This is a genomic window from Streptomyces sp. NPDC002574 (assembly GCF_042889545.1).
GTDB lineage: Bacteria > Actinomycetota > Actinomycetes > Streptomycetales > Streptomycetaceae > Actinacidiphila.
The window spans coordinates 1-16504 of the sequence record NZ_JBIARB010000015.1 but is presented as its reverse complement, the minus strand read 5'-3'; the positions used below and the strand labels follow the sequence as shown (position 1 = coordinate 16504).

General features: G+C 71.7%; 19 protein-coding genes. 8 read left to right on the top strand and 11 right to left on the bottom strand.

Annotation, left to right across the window (positions count from 1 at the left end; translation table 11 throughout):
- Positions 1-182 precede the first annotated feature (182 nt).
- Complete coding sequence (locus tag ACFYXS_RS31745; RefSeq protein ID WP_389254426.1) at positions 183-1676, top strand: MFS transporter; 1494 nt, start codon at positions 183-185, stop codon at positions 1674-1676.
- On the top strand, positions 1673-2287 hold the full coding sequence (locus ACFYXS_RS31740) for a TetR family transcriptional regulator (RefSeq protein ID WP_389254424.1): 615 nt from the start codon (positions 1673-1675) through the stop codon (positions 2285-2287). Before ACFYXS_RS31745 ends, ACFYXS_RS31740 begins: the two co-directional genes overlap by 4 nt.
- A 102-nt stretch (positions 2288-2389) precedes the next feature.
- Here the strand turns inward: ACFYXS_RS31740 and ACFYXS_RS31735 are convergent, their stop codons facing one another.
- Positions 2390-2953: an NADPH-dependent FMN reductase gene (locus tag ACFYXS_RS31735; RefSeq protein ID WP_389254422.1), complete on the bottom strand. Its 564-nt coding sequence runs from the start codon at positions 2951-2953 to the stop codon at positions 2390-2392.
- A 139-nt stretch (positions 2954-3092) separates the two neighbouring features.
- Between ACFYXS_RS31735 and ACFYXS_RS31730 the strand changes: the two genes are divergently transcribed.
- Positions 3093-3581 carry a MarR family winged helix-turn-helix transcriptional regulator gene (locus ACFYXS_RS31730; protein WP_389254420.1) on the top strand — a complete coding sequence of 163 codons (489 nt, stop codon included), beginning with the start codon at positions 3093-3095 and terminating at the stop codon, positions 3579-3581.
- Positions 3582-3765: 184 nt separating this feature from the next.
- Here the strand turns inward: ACFYXS_RS31730 and ACFYXS_RS31725 are convergent, their stop codons facing one another.
- A complete protein-coding gene (locus ACFYXS_RS31725) occupies positions 3766-4713 on the bottom strand; it encodes an ornithine cyclodeaminase family protein (protein WP_389254418.1) in 948 nt (315 codons plus the stop codon).
- A gap of 205 nt (positions 4714-4918) precedes the next feature.
- Between ACFYXS_RS31725 and mca the strand changes: the two genes are divergently transcribed.
- Together mca and ACFYXS_RS31715 are read left to right on the top strand one after the other, a co-directional pair.
- Positions 4919-5800 (top strand): mycothiol conjugate amidase Mca, encoded by an 882-nt coding sequence (gene mca, locus ACFYXS_RS31720; protein WP_389254416.1) that lies wholly within the window; start codon positions 4919-4921, stop codon positions 5798-5800.
- Between the two features lie 61 nt (positions 5801-5861).
- Entirely contained in the window at positions 5862-6350 is a 489-nt protein-coding gene (locus tag ACFYXS_RS31715; RefSeq protein WP_389254415.1) for a hypothetical protein, read from the top strand.
- A gap of 25 nt (positions 6351-6375) precedes the next feature.
- Here the strand turns inward: ACFYXS_RS31715 and ACFYXS_RS31710 are convergent, their stop codons facing one another.
- From ACFYXS_RS31710 to ACFYXS_RS31700, 3 genes are all read right to left on the bottom strand, one after another.
- Complete coding sequence (locus ACFYXS_RS31710; protein ID WP_389254412.1) at positions 6376-7320, bottom strand: patatin family protein; 945 nt, start codon at positions 7318-7320, stop codon at positions 6376-6378.
- Positions 7317-8129: a thioesterase family protein gene (locus tag ACFYXS_RS31705; protein ID WP_389254410.1), complete on the bottom strand. Its 813-nt coding sequence runs from the start codon at positions 8127-8129 to the stop codon at positions 7317-7319. Before ACFYXS_RS31705 ends, ACFYXS_RS31710 begins: the two co-directional genes overlap by 4 nt.
- Before the next feature lie 300 nt (positions 8130-8429).
- On the bottom strand, positions 8430-9890 hold the full coding sequence (locus ACFYXS_RS31700; protein WP_389254408.1) for a PLP-dependent aminotransferase family protein: 1461 nt from the start codon (positions 9888-9890) through the stop codon (positions 8430-8432).
- Between the two features lie 93 nt (positions 9891-9983).
- Here ACFYXS_RS31700 and ACFYXS_RS31695 point away from each other — a divergent pair, with 93 nt between their 5' ends.
- Positions 9984-10385, top strand: coding sequence for a hypothetical protein (locus tag ACFYXS_RS31695; protein WP_389254406.1), 402 nt, complete (start codon positions 9984-9986; stop codon positions 10383-10385).
- Positions 10328-11341, top strand: a complete 1014-nt coding sequence (locus ACFYXS_RS31690; protein WP_389254404.1) for an NAD(P)-dependent oxidoreductase — start codon at positions 10328-10330, stop codon at positions 11339-11341. The genes ACFYXS_RS31695 and ACFYXS_RS31690 overlap by 58 nt, the downstream gene beginning before the upstream one ends.
- 58 nt (positions 11342-11399) lie before the next feature.
- Here ACFYXS_RS31690 and ACFYXS_RS31685 read toward each other — a convergent pair whose 3' ends face one another.
- The 3 genes from ACFYXS_RS31685 to ACFYXS_RS31675 form a co-directional block, all read right to left on the bottom strand.
- Positions 11400-12065 (bottom strand): GntR family transcriptional regulator, encoded by a 666-nt coding sequence (locus ACFYXS_RS31685; RefSeq protein ID WP_389254741.1) that lies wholly within the window; start codon positions 12063-12065, stop codon positions 11400-11402.
- A gap of 129 nt (positions 12066-12194) precedes the next feature.
- Complete coding sequence (locus ACFYXS_RS31680; RefSeq protein ID WP_389254402.1) at positions 12195-12821, bottom strand: DUF309 domain-containing protein; 627 nt, start codon at positions 12819-12821, stop codon at positions 12195-12197.
- Positions 12818-13717 carry an LLM class F420-dependent oxidoreductase gene (locus ACFYXS_RS31675; protein ID WP_389254400.1) on the bottom strand — a complete coding sequence of 300 codons (900 nt, stop codon included), beginning with the start codon at positions 13715-13717 and terminating at the stop codon, positions 12818-12820. Before ACFYXS_RS31675 ends, ACFYXS_RS31680 begins: the two co-directional genes overlap by 4 nt.
- 235 nt (positions 13718-13952) lie before the next feature.
- Between ACFYXS_RS31675 and ACFYXS_RS31670 the strand changes: the two genes are divergently transcribed.
- The gene (locus ACFYXS_RS31670; protein WP_389254398.1) at positions 13953-14372 is read left to right on the top strand and encodes a winged helix-turn-helix transcriptional regulator; all 420 of its coding nucleotides are present in this window, start codon (positions 13953-13955) and stop codon (positions 14370-14372) included.
- A gap of 57 nt (positions 14373-14429) precedes the next feature.
- Here ACFYXS_RS31670 and ACFYXS_RS31665 read toward each other — a convergent pair whose 3' ends face one another.
- The 3 genes from ACFYXS_RS31665 to cofC all read right to left on the bottom strand — a co-directional run bounded on the left by ACFYXS_RS31665 (position 14430) and on the right by cofC (position 16346).
- Positions 14430-14840 (bottom strand): SRPBCC family protein, encoded by a 411-nt coding sequence (locus ACFYXS_RS31665; protein WP_389254396.1) that lies wholly within the window; start codon positions 14838-14840, stop codon positions 14430-14432.
- Positions 14841-14935: 95 nt separating this feature from the next.
- Positions 14936-15646, bottom strand: a complete 711-nt coding sequence (npdG, locus tag ACFYXS_RS31660; RefSeq protein ID WP_389254394.1) for an NADPH-dependent F420 reductase — start codon at positions 15644-15646, stop codon at positions 14936-14938.
- Complete coding sequence (cofC, locus tag ACFYXS_RS31655; protein ID WP_389254392.1) at positions 15633-16346, bottom strand: 2-phospho-L-lactate guanylyltransferase; 714 nt, start codon at positions 16344-16346, stop codon at positions 15633-15635. The genes npdG and cofC overlap by 14 nt, the downstream gene beginning before the upstream one ends.
- Positions 16347-16504 lie beyond the last annotated feature (158 nt).

Genomic DNA, 16504 nt, shown 5'->3' with positions numbered 1-16504 from the left:
GCCTCGTCTCCCCATCCCCCTCTTCCCCGCGCAGGAGCCGCGGTCCCCTGCGGTGCGTATGTCGCGCACCGAACGGTGGTATTTCCCGGCCGGTTGACCAGGCTCAGCCGTGTTGGTGAATCAGAATTCACCCGCTACGGTGAATTCTGATTCACCGACCGTTCGGCTCGTCTGGAGACGTGATGGCCCAGCCCGCCCCGATACCCGACACGACCAGTACCGGGCGCGTCCCGGACGGTCTGCGCAAACGTATGACCGTGCCGGTGCTGGCCTTCGGCGGCATCCTCATGGCCGTCATGCAGACCGTGGTCGTCCCCCTGCTGCCGGACCTGCCCCGGCTCACCGGGTCCTCGGCGGGTGCCGTCTCCTGGATGGTGACGGCCACCCTCCTGTCCGGCGCCGTGCTCACCCCGGTGCTCGGCCGTGCCGGTGACCTGTACGGCAAGCGCCGGGTCCTGACCGGGGCCCTGGCCCTGATGACGCTCGGCTCGGTGATGTGCGCCCTGTCGTCGCAGATCGGGATCCTGATCGTGGCCCGGGCACTCCAGGGTGCCGCGGCCGCCGTGGTGCCGCTGTCGATCAGCGTGCTGCGTGACGAACTGCCGCCCGAGCGGCGGGGTTCGGCGGTCGCGATGATGAGCTCCACGGTCGGCATCGGCGCCGCCCTCGGGCTGCCGCTCGCCGCGCTGGTCGTGCAGTACGCCGACTGGCACACCATGTTCTGGCTGACCAGCGCCCTCGGCGCGCTGGGTGTGGCAGGCGTCTGGTGGGCGATCGCCGACTCGCCGGATCGCGGGAGCGGCCGGTTCGACGTCGTGGGGGCGGTGGGGCTGGCGGCGGGGCTCATCTGCCTGCTGCTCGGCGTCTCCCAGGGCGGGCAGTGGGGATGGGCCAGCGGCCGCATCGTCGGACTCTTCGTCGCCGCGCTGATCGTCCTCGCCCTGTGGTGGCTGCAGCAGCTGCGCACCGCGCATCCGCTGGTCGACCTGCGCCTGGCGTCCCGCCCCCGGGTCGGGCTCTCCCACGTGGCGGCGATGCTTACGGGCTTCGCCTTCTACGCCAACTCCCTTGTCACCGCTCAACTGGTGCAGGCGCCCAAGGCGACCGGGTACGGCCTCGGCCTGACCGTCTTCGAGACCGGCCTGTGCCTGCTGCCCGCGGGCCTGACCATGCTGCTGCTGTCACCGGTCTCGGCCCGGATCTCCGCCGCCCGCGGTCCGCGGATCACGCTGGCCCTCGGCGCGGCCGTCATCGCCTTCGGCTACGTGATACGCGTCGTGGACAGCCGCGACCTGTGGGTGATCCTGGTCGGGGCGACGGTGATCTCCAGCGGCACCACGCTGGCCTACTCGGCACTGCCCACCCTGATCCTGCGTGCCGTGCCGGCCGAGCAGAGCGCCTCCGCCAACGGCGTCAACGTGCTGATGCGCACCATCGGCCAGGCGGCGTCGAGCGCGGCGGTGGCCGCCGTACTCGTCCACCACACCAGCCCGGTCGCGGGACTTCCCGTGCCGACGCTCCCCGGCTACCAACTCGCCTTCACACTGGCCGGCGTCGTCGCGGTCGCCGCGGTCGCGGCCGCGCTGTCCATCCCGGGCGACCGGGCGCAGCGCCGTGCCGGCCGGCCGGCCGGGCAGGTGGAGCCGGCCCTGACCCAGGCGAGGGAGGACGCATGACCGCCGGCGCTCCCGGCGGTGCCGCTTCCCACGGCGCGGGCCCTGGCGGGCGCCGGGACGCGGAGGCGACCAAGGCCGCGATCCTGCGGGCCGTGCGCCACTTCATGGCCCGGCAGGCGCACGCCGACATCACCTTGAAGGCGGTGGCCGAACGGGCGGGCGTCAGCCCCCCGTTGGTCCTGAAGTACTTCGGCAGCAAGGAGGCACTGTTCGCCCGGGTGCTGTCCTTCGAGAGCGACGCGGAAGCACTCCTGGACGCGCCGCTGGACCGGCTGGGCCACCACATGGTCCGCCATGTGCTGGAGACCCAGCGCCACCACGGCACGGACCCCGTCCTGCGGATCGTCTTCGCGTCCCTGCAGAGCGACTCCGGGGACGTCCTGCGCGCCAACTTCCATGCGCAGGTGACCGAACGCCTCGCCCGCCGCCTGCCCGGCCCCGATGCCGGGCTGCGCGCGGAGCTCGCCCTCGGCGCGCTGCTCGGGTTCGGCGTCATGTACGGCATCGCGCGGGGCCCGGTCATGCGGGAGTCCGACACCGCGGATCTCGTCGCGCGATACGGGCCCCTGGTGCAGGCTCAGCTGACACCCGGCGCTGTCTGCTCCGAGTGAGGCCGCACCCCGGCCGCGTCCCGGAACCTGACCGTGGTCAGGTTCCGGGACGCACCTCACCCAACCGGTCCGCCCGTCACCCGCCCTCGGGCGGGCGACGCGTCAGCCCCGGACCGTCTTCAGTGCGCCGGCCCAGGACTCCAGCTGGTCGAACAGGGTGGTCGTGGCGGCGTCGTGCTGCTCGCTCGGCTTGAAGACGGAGAAGTTCTCGAAGTCGGTGAACAGCGAGAAGGACAGCTGCTGACGCACGTGGGCCAGCTGCAGTTCGCTGGCCACGGTCCGCAGGTGCTCGATGGCCCGGGCGCCGCCGAGGGAACCGTAGGAGACGAAGGCAGCGGCCTTGTTGTTCCACTCGCCGTACAGGTAGTCGATCGCGTTCTTGAGCACGCCGGAGGTGGAGTGGTTGTACTCGGGGGTCACGAAGATGTACCCGTCGAACTCGGCGATCTTGGCCGCCCATGCCTTGGTGTGCTCACCCTGGTACTGGCCCATGGCCGGCGGGATGGCCTCGTCGAGGTGGGGGAGCGGGTAGTCGGCGAGGTCGACCAGCTCGTACTCGGCGCCGGTGCGGGCACCGGACCGGTCCAGGACCCAGTCCGCGACAGCCTTGCCGTTGCGGCCGGGCCGGGTGCTGCCGAGGATGACGGCGATCTTCAGGTCACTCATGTGGTCTTCTCCTTGACGGGCCGCCGATGCGGGGCCGACCCTTGACTTGAATTTTCATGTCACACCCTAGGACGCCCATGCATGAAAGTTCAAGCGTCGATCAGGACTCGTGAACGTTCATGCCGGATAGACTCCGGGCATGCCTGAACAGCCTCCGCACTCGAACGACCAGCCCCGCTGGCTGACCCCGGCAGAGCTTGAGACGTGGCAGCACTTCGGCCTGATGCTGGACAGGCTGCCCACCGCGCTGGACGCGCAGTTGCAGCGGGACGCGCACCTCAGCTACATCGAGTACTACGTGCTCGCCGGCCTGTCCGAGCAGCCGGGACACCGGATGCGGATGAGCGACCTGGCTGTTCGCGCCAACTCCGAGCAGTCCCGTCTCTCGCACATGATGAGCAGGCTGGAGCGCCGGGGTCTCGTCCGCCGCGAACCCGACCCCACCAACGGCCGCTACACGCAGGCGATCCTGACGGACGCCGGCCATGCCCACCTCACCGAGGCCGCCCCAGGACACGTGGCTCGGGTGCGCGACCTCGTCTTCGACGTCCTCGACCCCGCCGAGCTCGACGTCCTGCGCGTCGCCGCCGAGAAGATCAGCGCCAGGATCGACCGCGGGGAGCGGTAGGCCCGCCCCCGTCGAGGACAGACGGCCCCCGGCGAGATCGCGCGGCTCGTCACCAAGAGCGCCACCGGCACCGCCACCTCGTCCGCGACGCCCTCGCCGCCCTGCCGGCCGGGGTCGGTGATGTGGTCCTCGACGTACAAGTGTCGGCATGGGGGCATGGGGCCGGAGGGCACGGCCCGCGGGGTCAGGAGAGCAGGTCGGTCTTCTGCCCGATGTCACGCCGCTCCGCCTGCTGGTAGGCGATCCACGCCAGCGCGAGGTCTTGCCAGGGAAGCCCGACGGGCGCGTACACGGAGCGGGTCGTCGCGCTGGTGCGTCCCGGATGCTCACCGCGCAGGACTTCGCCGAGTGTGGCCTCGGCAGCCGAGGCGGGAAGGCCGGCGGCCGCCAGGGCGCCCATGTCCGCGGCGAGTTCCCGGTCGTCCACGACCAGGAGTGCGGATTCCAGCACGTCGGCCGCGAGTTCCTGCTTGCCGGGTTCGTCGGCCCCCAGGCTCGTGATGTGCTGCCCCGGCCTCGTGTCCGCCAGCCGGAGCAACGGTGAGCGCGACCAGGTGGCGAGCAGCACGATGTCCGCGGCTTCGGCGACCTCCTGGGCGGACGGGAGGACGCGGCCGTTGTGCTGGGAGGCGAAGGCCCTGGCACGCTCCGGATCCGAGTCGTGCACCACGAGCTCGCCGCGCCGTCGCAGGGTGGTGAGGCCCCGCACCATGAGCTCGGCCTGCGCGCCGGCGCCGATCACTCCGAGCACCGAGCCCTCCGCGGGCGGGGGGCCGGCGAGCAGGTGGGTCCCCAGTGCCGCGGCCAGTCCGGTGCGCCATGCGGTGACGGTGGCGGAGTCCATCAGCGCGAGAAGCTCGCCGTCATGACCGCTGTGCAGGCAGATCACCCCGCGCAGAGCCGGTCGGGCCCCCGGGAACTTGGCGTTGGCCTTCACGGTGTAGGCCTCGATGCCCGGCAGCAGGCCGGGGATCAAGGCCGTGGCCGTTCCGGGGAACGGCAGATCGGTGCGGATCCGCCGACCGGCTGTGGGGGAAGCGGCCGAGGAAAGGAAACCGTTGCGCAGCGCGGCGATGCACGACACCGGCTCCAGCACGGCCTGCAAGTCGCTTCGCGTCAGTAGACGGGTCACCCATCCATGCTCTCATCGTGCCTGGCCCGCATGGCCTTCGCATTTGAAATTTCATGAGTCGCCGTCGTAGGGTACGACAACGGCACGTGGGCGCCGGAGTTGCGTCGACGGAGACGCACGCTCAGATGCCCCGCAGGAAGCCGGGGTTGGGGTCCCCGGCCAAGCTCTCCCGCCCCGCAACGGGGCGATGCGGAAGGAAGATGCGTTGACAGAGCGGTTGCGGCTGATGGCCGTCCACGCGCACCCTGACGACGAGTCCAGCAAGGGCGCCGCCAGCATGGCGAAGTACGTCGCCCAGGGCGTGGACGTCCTTGTGGCCACCTGCACCGGGGGCGAGCGCGGTTCCATTCTCAACCCGAGACTCCAGAGCGACCCGGAGATCGAGGCCACCATCCACGAGGTGCGGCGCAAGGAGATGGACGCCGCCCGCGAGATCCTGGGCGTCGAGCAGGCCTGGCTGGGGTTCGTCGACTCCGGCATGCCGGAGGGCGACCCGCTGCCGCCGCTGCCCGAGGGCTGCTTCGCGCTGGAGCCGGTGGAGAAGGCGGCCGAGCCGCTGGTCCGGCTGATCCGGGAGTTCCGCCCGCAGGTGATCACCACGTACGACGAGAACGGCGGGTACCCGCACCCCGACCACATCATGACCCACAGGATCACGATGGCGGCCTTCGAGGCGGCCGGTGATCCCGGGGCCTACCCGGAGTCCGGCGAGCCCTGGCAGCCGCTGAAGGTGTACTACAACCACGGCATGTCGATGGCCCGGATCCGCGCCCTCCACGCCTATCTCGTGGAGCACGGTGAGGACTCGCCCTACGGCGAGTGGATCGCCGTATGGGAGAGGGACGGACTCGAGGAGCGCGAGTTCACCACCCGGGTGCCCTGCGCCGACTGGTTCGAGGTGCGCGACCGGGCGCTGCTCGCCCACGCCACCCAGATCGACCCGGACGGCCCGTGGTTCCGGGTACCGCTCGACGCCCAGCGCGAGGTCTGGCCGACCGAGGGGTACGAGCTCGCCCGCTCACTGGTCGACACCCGCCTCCCCGAGGACGACCTGTTCGCCGGCATCACCGCTGACGTCATCGTCTGACCCTGGTCGTGCGTCGTCCGTGCGGAAGGGGCCGCCGACACCGGCATGCCAAAGTGGACGGGTGACGTTCCACGCAGACATGAGCCTCTACGCCGAAGAGCCCGAAGACGCCTTCTGGGAGGGTGAGGGAACCCGCGTGGTGCTCTTCACCCCCCGCTACTCGCGGATCAACGTGGGCTGGCTCGCGGCAGACCACCCCTTCGACGTCGGCCCACCGCCTCCCGGCTTCGTGGAACAGCTCGACCGCATCCTGCACGGCCAGTACGTGAACGCCGCCCTGGGGTCGCACCCGTGCGACCTGTGCGACGCCGCGGACGAGGACACGCCGGCTGCTCCCCGTGGCAGCAGCGAAATCCGCGTCCCGGCCTCGCCCATCGAGGTCTTCGCCGCCCCTTTCCTCATCGGCCACTACGTCCGGGCGCACAGCTATCTGCCTCCCATGGCCTTCATTGGCGCGGTCCTCGCCTGCCACGACACCTGGCGCAACGGCCCCCCGTCCCCCTGGCTCCCTGTCGACGCCCGGCGACTCGACTTCGAAGCCGGCGACTGACCCGCCACGCGCGAGATGAACCGGCTCAACCCACGGCCAGGGGCTTGTCGCAACAGCCCGCCAGTGCCTCCAGCGCCGCCTGTCGGCCGATGTCGACCGCCATGCGCAGCGGATCCGGACGGCGCTCGGTCTGGCCGATCACCGTACTGCCGAGGGGCGGGCGGATCTGCAGGGTCGCGGGGTGCGAGGCCAGGAGCCGTTCCTCCTCCCCTCTGATGGCCTCGCGCTGCAGCCACGGCGTGAGGGCTCCTGGTGCGCGCCGGGCGAACCAGCGCGACATCACGAGGCGTTGGACGGCGGGCGGAGCGGACGCGGTCTCGTCCGTGCGCCGCGTACGGAGGGCCACGATGTGGGTGGCCCGTTGCGCCAGGGCCGTCCGTACGGGCACCGCCTCGCTCACGCCGGCGTCGACGAAGGACCGACCGTTGATTTCGACGGGTTCGCCCGCGAGGAGGGGCATGGCGGCCGACGCACGGAGTGCGGCCTGCAGACCGGCCTGGTCATGGATCTGCTCGTGCAGATCGGTGGACCGGCCCGTGAGGGCGTCCGTGGCGATCGGGTGGAACTCCACAGCGCTGTCGAGGATTTCCTGGAAACCCATGGGCATGATCTCGGTGTACACGGTGTGGACCAGGAAGTGGGTGTCCACCACGGGACGGCGCCGCAGGGCGCGCCGCGGATCGATGGTCGTTCTCATGATCGTCGGAGTCCACCACGCGTGCATGTTGCGTTCGGCGCGACCGCACAGCAGCCACGCCGCGTTGAGCGCCCCCGCGGAACTGCCGTAGACGGCGTCGAACAGGGGCAGCAGCCCCAGTCGTTCGATGGTGATGGCCATGCCGTACGAGTAGGCGCCGCGGGAACTCCCGCCTTCGACCAGGAGGACCAGGCGTGCGTCATCGCGGCGCTGCCCGGGGGCGCTTCCCTGGCGCATGCGGTCGCGCAGCAACTGAAGCACCGTCTGGCTCACCGGTGGCTGCCTTCCAGCGGGCGGACGGTGAGGATCTGCTGGGCGTGGCCGACCGGTCCGTTGGCGTCGTGGAGGACGGCGCTGGTGAGGCCGTGCCCGGCGGGGCCGAAGCTGACGGTGGTGTCCAGGCCGGTCCACCTGCCTTCGGGGCGGCGGTGGAAGTGGAGGGTCATGTCCACGTTGGGATAGGTCCACTTCGTGGGGGGTTGCTGCACCGCCATGCCGTTGACGACGTCCACGCGGGCGACGAAGGAGGCGAGCGCGCTGCTCGGTTCGTCGGCGACGAGGCCGACATCGCTGGTGACCCACGCGGCGGCACGGCCTGCCCGGCCCGACGCCCGTCGGCGGACATGAAGGGAGCGGGCGTAACCGCAGTCCCACAGATCGCTCATCGCCCAGGGAGTGAAGGTGCCGGGCGGGGGGAGCCCCTCGAAGGGGGTGTCGGCGACCGCGGTGGTGTCGAGCGCCGTGAGAAACCAGGCACGGGCACGGACGGCCGGACGGTCCGCTGTGGCGACGACGGCCTCCAGCAGTTCGACCGTGCGGCCGGGGCGGATGCTCTCCACGGTGATCTCGCACTCGTCGAGGGCGAGGAAGCCGAGGATGTCGTAGCTGATCCGGGCCAGGACCAGGCCGTTGGCGGAGCGGGCGGCTCGATGCCGATCCAGGGCGTGGACGACGAGTCCGGCCAGGGGGCCGAAATGGTGCTCCTCCGCGTTCCAGGCGCCCCCCGCGTGGGCGGTGGGTTGGTAGCGATTCCCGCCTGTGCGCTGGTAGTAGCTCTGAGTGGGAGTGGTGGTCGGGGTCAACGGATGTTCTCCTCGCCTGAAGCTGAGGGGCGAGCGGGTGGGACAGGGCTCGCCACGTCGGGACCGGCGCCCGGACGGCCGGAGGCAGCGGCGCGGCTTCCCCGGCTCATCGGCCGACCGTGCCGGCAGGCGATGGCGGGTCGGCGTCCGAGCGGATGAACCTACTCGTGGGTAACGCGCGCTTCGAGAAGTGTTGACCACCAGACCGCTACTGTCAAATGTCTGGTTTTCGGTAGCGCTACCCAAATTTTGGCGTAGCGATATGCGCGGCGAGTGCGAGGCCGGGAACCGGCCGTCGGGTCAGATACCGGTCGCCATGCCGGAGTCGGCGCATACGGCAGCGATGCGGTGGATGCCCTCGGCGATCTCCTCGGTCCCCGCGATGTCGGCGAAGCTGAGCCGGATGTACGGAGCCGGCGCCTCGGCGGCGAAGTAAGGGCGTCCGGGGGACACGGCCACGTCGGCGCGGAGAAGCGCCGCGGCGAGGGCGGCCTCGTCGGTGCCGTCGGGCAGGCGGAGCCACAGATGGTACCCACCCGCGGGAGCCCGGACGGTGGCCGCGACACTCGGCAGGTGATGGTGCAGCGCGGCGAGCATGGCCTCGCGGCGCTCTTGAAGGGCCGAGGAGATGGTGCGCAGGTGACGGGGCCAAGCAGGGGTGCCGACGAGTTCGAGGGCGGCCTCCTGGAGCGGCCGCGGTACGAAGAAGCTGTCGACCAACTGGATGGCGCGCAGGCGCTCCATGACCGGGCCGCGGGCGACGAGCGCCCCGACGCGCAGGTTCGGTGAGGCCGGTTTGGTGAGCGAGGTGACGTGCACGACGGTGCCGTAGGCGTCATCGGCCACGAGGGGCGGCGGGAGCCGGCCGCCGTGGCCGAGATGGCGCGCGAAGTCGTCCTCGATGACGAAGGCGCCCGCGGTGTGGGCGAGTTCGGTGATGCGGCGGCGCCGGTCGGGAGCGAGGACCGCGCCGGTGGGGTTGTGGAAGAGCGGCTGGCAGTAGAAGACGCGGGCACCCGTGGCGGCGAGCGCGTCTTCCAGGAGGTCGACGCGCACGCCGTCGCCGTCCATGGGGACCGGCACGGGGCGAAGCCCGGCGGCCCGGGCGGCGGCCAGCACGCCGGGGTAGGTGGGCGACTCGACGAGCACGGGGGAGCCCGGGGGAGCGAGTGCTTGCAGGGCGGTGGTCAGCGCGGCCTGACCCCCTCCGGTGATGAGCACCTGCGAGGGGATGACGCCGCCGCCTGGTCCGCCCACCTCGCGGGCGAACCAGGAGCGCAGCGCGGTCAGGCCCTCCAGGGGCGGCCGGTCCCATGCGCCTGGACGGCGGGCGGCGCGGGCGAAGGCCGCTCCCAGAGCCTGCTGCGGCTGCAGCGAGGAATGAAGGTAACCGCCGTTGAAGGCGATCGCGCCTGGAGGGGGAGGCACGAGGCTCGCGAACACACTGGAGGCATCGACGATCCGCGGGGCGGGCTCACCGTGCTGCTGGTCCTCCGCGGTGAGCGCGATCTGCTGCCAGGAGGTGTCGATCGCCCTGGTGTCGATGACGCTGTGCTGCGCCCGGTAGGCACCTGCCCCAGGCCGGGTGATCACCAGCCCTTCCGCGGCAAGCGCGCCCAGCGCGCGGGAGACGGTGACCGGGCTCACCGCGAAGCGCTCGACGAGGGCCCGGCTGGACGGCAGTTGCTCGCCCGGGGAGTAGCGCTCGAGCTCCTGGCGCAGCGTCGCGGCGATGCTCCCGGACCTGCTACTTCTTTTCATGTCAAAAACGATAACGCTCTCGACCCTGGTTGGGCTCAGGCCACCGCGCTTGTGCGGCCATGGCCGGCTGACCGCGAGGTCCTGGATCATGGCGTGGTGTTGATCTGCGCGGAAGCAGTGGAACAGGCCCGGCCGGGGCCCGTGTGGGTACGGGTGCGTTCGCAGGTCGGCAGCGTGGTGGCGCTCTGGAAGGGCGCCCCCGCGGACCTGGGCCGTCGGCATCATGTGGAATGGACCGTCGACGAGGGCATCGCCTGGGCGGTCAACACGTGGCCGGCTTCCGTGACCGCGCCGGGACTGAGCAATGAGGACGAGCGGATCGTTCTCCGCGGTCGACTGCTCCTCACCGTGGACGGAGCGGCTCTTCTGGACCTGGGTGCCGTATCGATCCTGTTCGACCTCGCGGACCCGCCACCGCCCCGGGGCGCCGATGGCGCGTGGGTGGAGGTCCGCGTCGCACGGGACAGCGTCAGCCTGTACCCGTACCACCTGTGACGGTTCCCTTCGCAGGCCCGGCCGAGGCGGCGTCGCGGGCGGGATACGATCCGCCCGTGTCGACGGTCTGTCTTCTCGGTGTGGGGCGCATGGGTGAACCCATGTGCGGCAATCTCGTCCGCGCGGGACACGAGGTGCGGGCCTTCGACGTCCGGCCGGAGCGCCGGGAGGCGGTCCTGTCCCGCGGGGCCCAGTGGCCCGGTTCAGCGCCGGCCGCGGCGGCGGGGGCGGATGTCCTGCTCACCGTGCTGCCCGGGCCGGCCGAGGTGGCGGAGGCGATCGACGACGGCGTGTTGAAGGCGCTGGCGCCAGGGGCCGTCTGGATCGACCTGAGCAGCAACACGCCGACAGCGGCGGCTCCTTGCAGGGACCGGGCGACCGCGCGCGGACTCGGCGTTCTCGAGGCGCCCATCGGCGGTTCGCCCGCGGATGCCGCCGCGGGACGGCTGCGGCTGTTCGTCGGAGGTGACGCCGTTCTCCTGGACCGTCATCGCCCGCTCCTTTCCGCGGTTGCCGACCGGATCACCCACGTCGGGGGATTCGGCACCGGCTACACCGCCAAACTGCTGGTGAACCTGCTGTGGTTCGGCCAGGCGGCAGCCACCGCCGAAGCGCTGCTGCTGGGTGATCGCGCGGGAATCGACGTGGGCGTGCTCAGCGAGGTCCTGGCCGAGAGCCCGGCCTCGACCGCGTTCATCCGGCGGGATCTGCCCGCTCTCCTCGCCGGCGACTACCTCGCCAGTTTCGGCCTGGACCACATCCGTGACCAACTCGCCGCGGTGACGGCTCTGGCGGCGCACTTCGGCACGCCGTACGCGATAGCCGACACCGTTCGTGGCCTCCACGAGGAGGCACTCGAACGCTACGGTCCCGCCGACGGTGAACTGCTCGCGGTGGCGCTGCTCGAAGAGAAGGCCGGGAGGCTGCTGCGCCATCCGGCCCAGCCCCCGGCATGATGTCCCGCCGCGGGGGCGACAGTCACCGGAAGTCCCGCGCAGCCTGCGAAGCCTGCGGTCAGCCGGCCGGCCTCGGAGGGAAGCGCGTCCTCGCGTCCTGGGTGTGGGCGCGCATCACCTGCTGGGCACGGGTGTCGTCGCGCGCGGCGATCGCCGCGATCAGTTCGCGGTGCTCCACCCAGGCCTGACGGACGATCGGCGTGTAGTAGCGGCGGACCCTGTGCTCGACGCGGGACGCCAGATCCGCGAGCACGGCGTTCCCGGCCAAGTCCATGACGCAGGCGTGGAACGTGGCGTTCGCGGCCACCACCGCGTCCACGTCGTCGGCGGCGACCGCGGCCTCGCCGGTCGCGCACAGCTCGTCGAGCCGCTCCAGTCCTTCGGCCGAGGGGCCGACCGCTGCCAGGCGAGCTCCCTCGGTCTCCAACAACGCGCGGACGACGAAGAGTTGGTCGGTCTCCTCCCCGGTCGGGTCGTGGACGAAGGCACCCTGCGCGGGCCGGAGGTCCACCCACCCCTCGGTGCTCAGGCGTTGCAGCGCCTCGTGCACGGGCTGCCGGGAGACCCCGAGACGGGCCGCGAGCTCGCTCTCGACCAAGTGCCGGCCCGGGGGCAGCGACCGTGAGCTGATCAACTGCAGCAGCGTCTGATAGACCTGCTCGCGCAACGGCCCGGGGCGCTCCAGCCTGCGCAGGGATCCCTGCGGCAGCCCGTTGAAGAGCATCTCGGCCTCCACTGGCCTCTGGGACGGCCTCACGGTGTGGACCTCATCCGGCGTTGGGCAGAGTATCGACCCGTGGGCGACGAGTGAGAAGTGGATCCGGATCGCTTTCCGTGCCCACCGTCCCTCTCATCACGGGTGCAACGGCGGTGGCGGCAGCGCGCCGTCCTGCTCGGCGGCCCGCGCTCTCGCCCACGTCACCAGCGCGGCGGCGTCGACGCCGTGAGGTGAGGTGCCGGCGTACGGGGCGAGGCCGTCGGCCGCTCTGGACAGCAGAGCCGTCGCGCCCTTGGCGTTGCCGCGCGCGGCGTGCGTCAGGCCGACCGCGAGCTGGGCGAGTGCGCGCCACAACGCCCGTTCGTCGTTCGGCGAGGCCTTCCACCTGTCCTCGAACACCTCGTGGGCATGGAACGGCATTCCGGCGTCGAGCAGCCGTTGCGCTTCCCGCAGGGTTTCCTCGGGCGATCGCAGGACACCCTCGGGCTGCCGGGTGACCCCTTCGGTGCCGTAGGGAAGCGGCCTGCCCAGACCGTCCCTCGGCCGGGCGTTGCGCGCCCGGCCGGCGCTGTCACGGTCCCGCGCGGCGGGTCCGGCCGCGCTCGGCACGGCGCTGCCGTCGCCTGCCTCTTCCTCCAGACGTACCCCGCAGTGCTCGCAGACGGCGCTGCCCGGCCGCTCCCGGACGCGGCCGCACTTGGGACACACCAGATGCAGCATGCAGGCCGGCTCGCCGCCCTGGCGCCAAGGTTCATCGCTCATGACCCCATTGTCGCTCCCTGCGTGAGCGCGGCGGTGAGTTCGGCGAGGCGGCGCCACTGGGCGAGCGGCGGTGCGGAGTCGCCGTTTCCGGTGACGACCTGGAGGGCGAGGTGGTCGGCGCCCGCGGCGAGGAATCGGTGCAGGCGGTGGCGGACGGTCTCGTCGGGGCCCCAGACGACGAGGGCGTCGACGAGGCGGTCGCTTCCGGCGTCGGCGAGGTCGTCGTCGGTGAAGCCCAGGCGCTTGAGGTTGGCGGCGTAGTTGGGGAGTTCGAGGTAGTAGCGGAGGAAGCCGCGCGCGGTCGCGCGTGCCGTCGTGGGGTCGTCGTCCAGGACGACGGTGACTTCGGGTGCCAGCAGCGGCTCGGGTCCCAGGATGCCGCGGGCCTGTTCGAGGTACTCGGGCGTGACGAGATAGGGGTGGGCGCCGGCGGCCCGGTCGCGGGACAACCCCAGCATCTTCGGGCCGAGCGCCGCCAGGACGCGGCGGTCGGCCGGCACGGTCGGGACGGCGGCGTCGAGGTGGTCGAGGTACTCCACCATCGTGGAGTAGGGGCGCCGGTAATCGCGGGCCAGTGCGGCGTGGCTCGCGCCCAGGCCGAGGAGGAACCGGCCGGGGTGGCTCCGTTCGAGGTCGGCGCGGTGCGCCGCGACGCTGTCGGCGTCCTCGAACCAGATGTTGAGGATTCCGGTGGCCAGCACGACGCGGTCCGTCGATGCGGCCAGGTGGGCGGCGTGTCGCACGCTGCTGCTGCCGCCGAGCCAGATCGCGCCGAATCCCAGGTCCTCGACTTCGGCGGCCGCCAGGCGGATCAGGTCCTGCTGCGACGGGTCCTCGGAGCGCAGTTCGTGAGTGAAGATCCCGATGGGCCCGAGGGCCTCTTTGAGCCCGTTCACGGGCACGCCTCCGCCGGGGCGGACCCCTCCTGAGGCGTCGGTGGGACGTGCGGTTTCCTGGCCCATGGCGGGTACTTCCTCATCGCATAGGGGTCGGTGGAGCGCGGGTGCGCGCGGGGCGTACCCGGAGACTCGACCGGGTCGGGCGCGCGACCCTTGAAATAAGTCTCACACGGAGATCAGGACTCCATAAGAGTTTAAGGTGGTCTTGGGTTTCCTGGTATAGAATGCGACCATGAAGGAGCGGGAGCAGTCAGTGACCATCGATCCGGACCGGCCGATGGACATCCTCGATGCGGCCTGCCCCAGTCGCGACGTCTTCGTCGACCTGGCCGACAAGTGGGCTCTGCTGATGCTGGCGAGCCTGCGTGAGCGGGGCGTCCAGCGGTATTCCGAGCTGCAGCGTTCCCTTGGCGGGATCAGCCGCAGGATGCTGTCCCAGACCCTGCGGACGCTGGAGCGCGACGGCTTGGTCCTGCGCAGCGTCACCCCCGAGGCGTCGCCGCCCCTGGTGCTGTACGGGCTGACCGACCTCGGCGGTGAGATCGCCGACGAGACCAGGGCCCTGTGTGTCTGGACCGAGAAGCGGGCCGCGCATGTGCACGCGGCCCGCGTCGCCTACGACCGGCGGCACGGTTCCGACCAGGGAGTCTGAGCCCGCCTCGGCGCCCGAGGTGTCGGGAGCCGTGCGGACGGACCCCTCGGCGGACGGTCAGGCGTCGAGCAGGGCTGCGATGCGGTCCAGGCACGCCCGGTAGAAGCCGCCCACCGCGCCGGCGGCCTGTTCGGCGGGGACACCGGGAACGGGCTCGAAGGACGCCGTCCACTCGACCGTCGACCGGTCCGGCCCGTCCTCGACGACCGCGATCCGGGCGCTGAAGCCCGTCACCGGGACGGGGCCGGGGTCCTCGAAGCAGTAGTGGTGGAACCTCTTCCCCTCGTCGAGCAGCCGCTCGACGAGGCGTCCGCCGTCGTGCATGGTGACGGTGCGGGTCCGCAGGCCGGTGTCCGGGACGGCGCCGGCGACACCGGGCATCCAGTCCACGGAGTAGAAGTCCCCGATGAGGTCCCACACGGCGGATGCGGCTGCCGGGTAGTGCTGCGTCTTGCTGAAGGTCGTCATGTGCCCGTTCTCGGGTCGGCGGTCGGACGAGCCGACCGAACTGGGTGGGGGACAGGGGAAGCGAGGATCACCGCCGCGCTGCGTGAACCGCCTGCTCACACGTCGGTGATGCGCAGTCCGGCGTGGGCCTTGTAACGGCGGTTGACCGAGATGAGGTTGGCGACCAGGGCCTCCACCTGGTGGGCGTTGCGGAGCCCGCCGGCGTAGACGCCGCGCATGCCGGGGATGCGGTCGGTCAGGGCCTGGACGGTGTCGGTGTCGGCGCGGCTGTCGCCGAGGACCATGACGTCGGTGTCGACGACCTCGACGTCCGGGTCGGTGAGCAGGACCGCGGACAGATGGTGGAAGGCGGCCGTCACCCGGGAGTCCGGCAGGAGTGCCGCGGCCTGCTGGGCCGCGCTGCCCTCCTCGGGGCGGATGGCGTACGCCCCCTTGGCGTCGAAACCGAGCGGGTTGACCGAGTCGATGACCAGCTTGCCGGCGAGTTCTTCGCGCAAGGCCTTCAGGGTCACGGCGTGGCCCTCCCAGGGAACGGTGACGATCACCATGTCACCGCGCCGGGCGGCCTCCGCGTTGTCCAGGCCGACGATGCCCAGACCGAGTTCGGTGGCCGCGGTCTCGGCGCGTCCCGCGGCGCGCGAGCCGATGATCACCTTCTGCCCGGCGAGGGCGAGCCGGTAGGCGAGGCCGCGGCCCTGCGGACCCGTGCCGCCCAGTACTGCGACGGTCCGGCCGGAGATGTCGGCGGCCTCGGGCCGCGGGTGCCCGGGCGAGGCCGGCGTCGGGGGGATGTCAGTGGAGGCCATGGGGAGCTGTCCCTTCGCGTACGGGGGTGTAAGTGAGGCCGGGGGAGCGCGGCACGGCCGTGCCGGTCTGTCCGAGGACGGCGCGGGTGTGCCGGCCGAGGCCGAGCTGCCGGGCACGCCGGAGGTCGTCGAGGGTGTCCACGTCCAGCCGGGCGCCTGGCACCTGCGGATCGGTGATCTCGAACGCTCCCGCTGCGAGATGGCGGTCGCGGGAGCCTCCTTCGAAGGACGGTTCCAGCCACCGCGGGTGTGCCGCGGCGAGCAGGGTGGTGCCGCGGCGCGTGTGGTCGGCGAGGAACGCCCGCGCGTGTCCGGCGGCAGCGTCCAGCACCTCGGCCAGTTCGGCCCCGCGCAGCGCGGGCAGGTCGCAGGTCAGGACCGCGATGGGGCCGTCCGCGCCCATGTGCTGCGCGTGGCGGACCGCTGTGCGGATGGCCGCGTTGAGCCCCGCCTGCGGCTCGTCGGGCACGGTCAGGGCACCGGCGGATCGCGCGATCGCCGCCGCCTGCCGGTCGGCTGTCACCACCAGGACGGAACCGACGCCGGTGGTCGTGCGTACAGCCCCCAGAGTGTCCTCGAAGAAGGCACGGGCAAGGTCGCTGCGGCGGATGCCGTGCCGAGTGGCAAGGCGGCTCTTGGCCTGCGTGAAGGGTTTGACCGGCAGCACGAGAGTCCAGGCGGGTGGCGCGATGGAACTCACCGCGAGGCCGTTGCGGTGGCCGCATGACCGGCGTGCGGGGTCACGGAGTCGGTCTCGGCCAGGGGCAGGAGTTCGGGGAGGTGGCCGTCGGAGGCGAGGCCGGTGGTGATGCGTTCGGCGGGGACCTCGCCGTAGGTGGTGGTGCGCTGGCGGGCGGG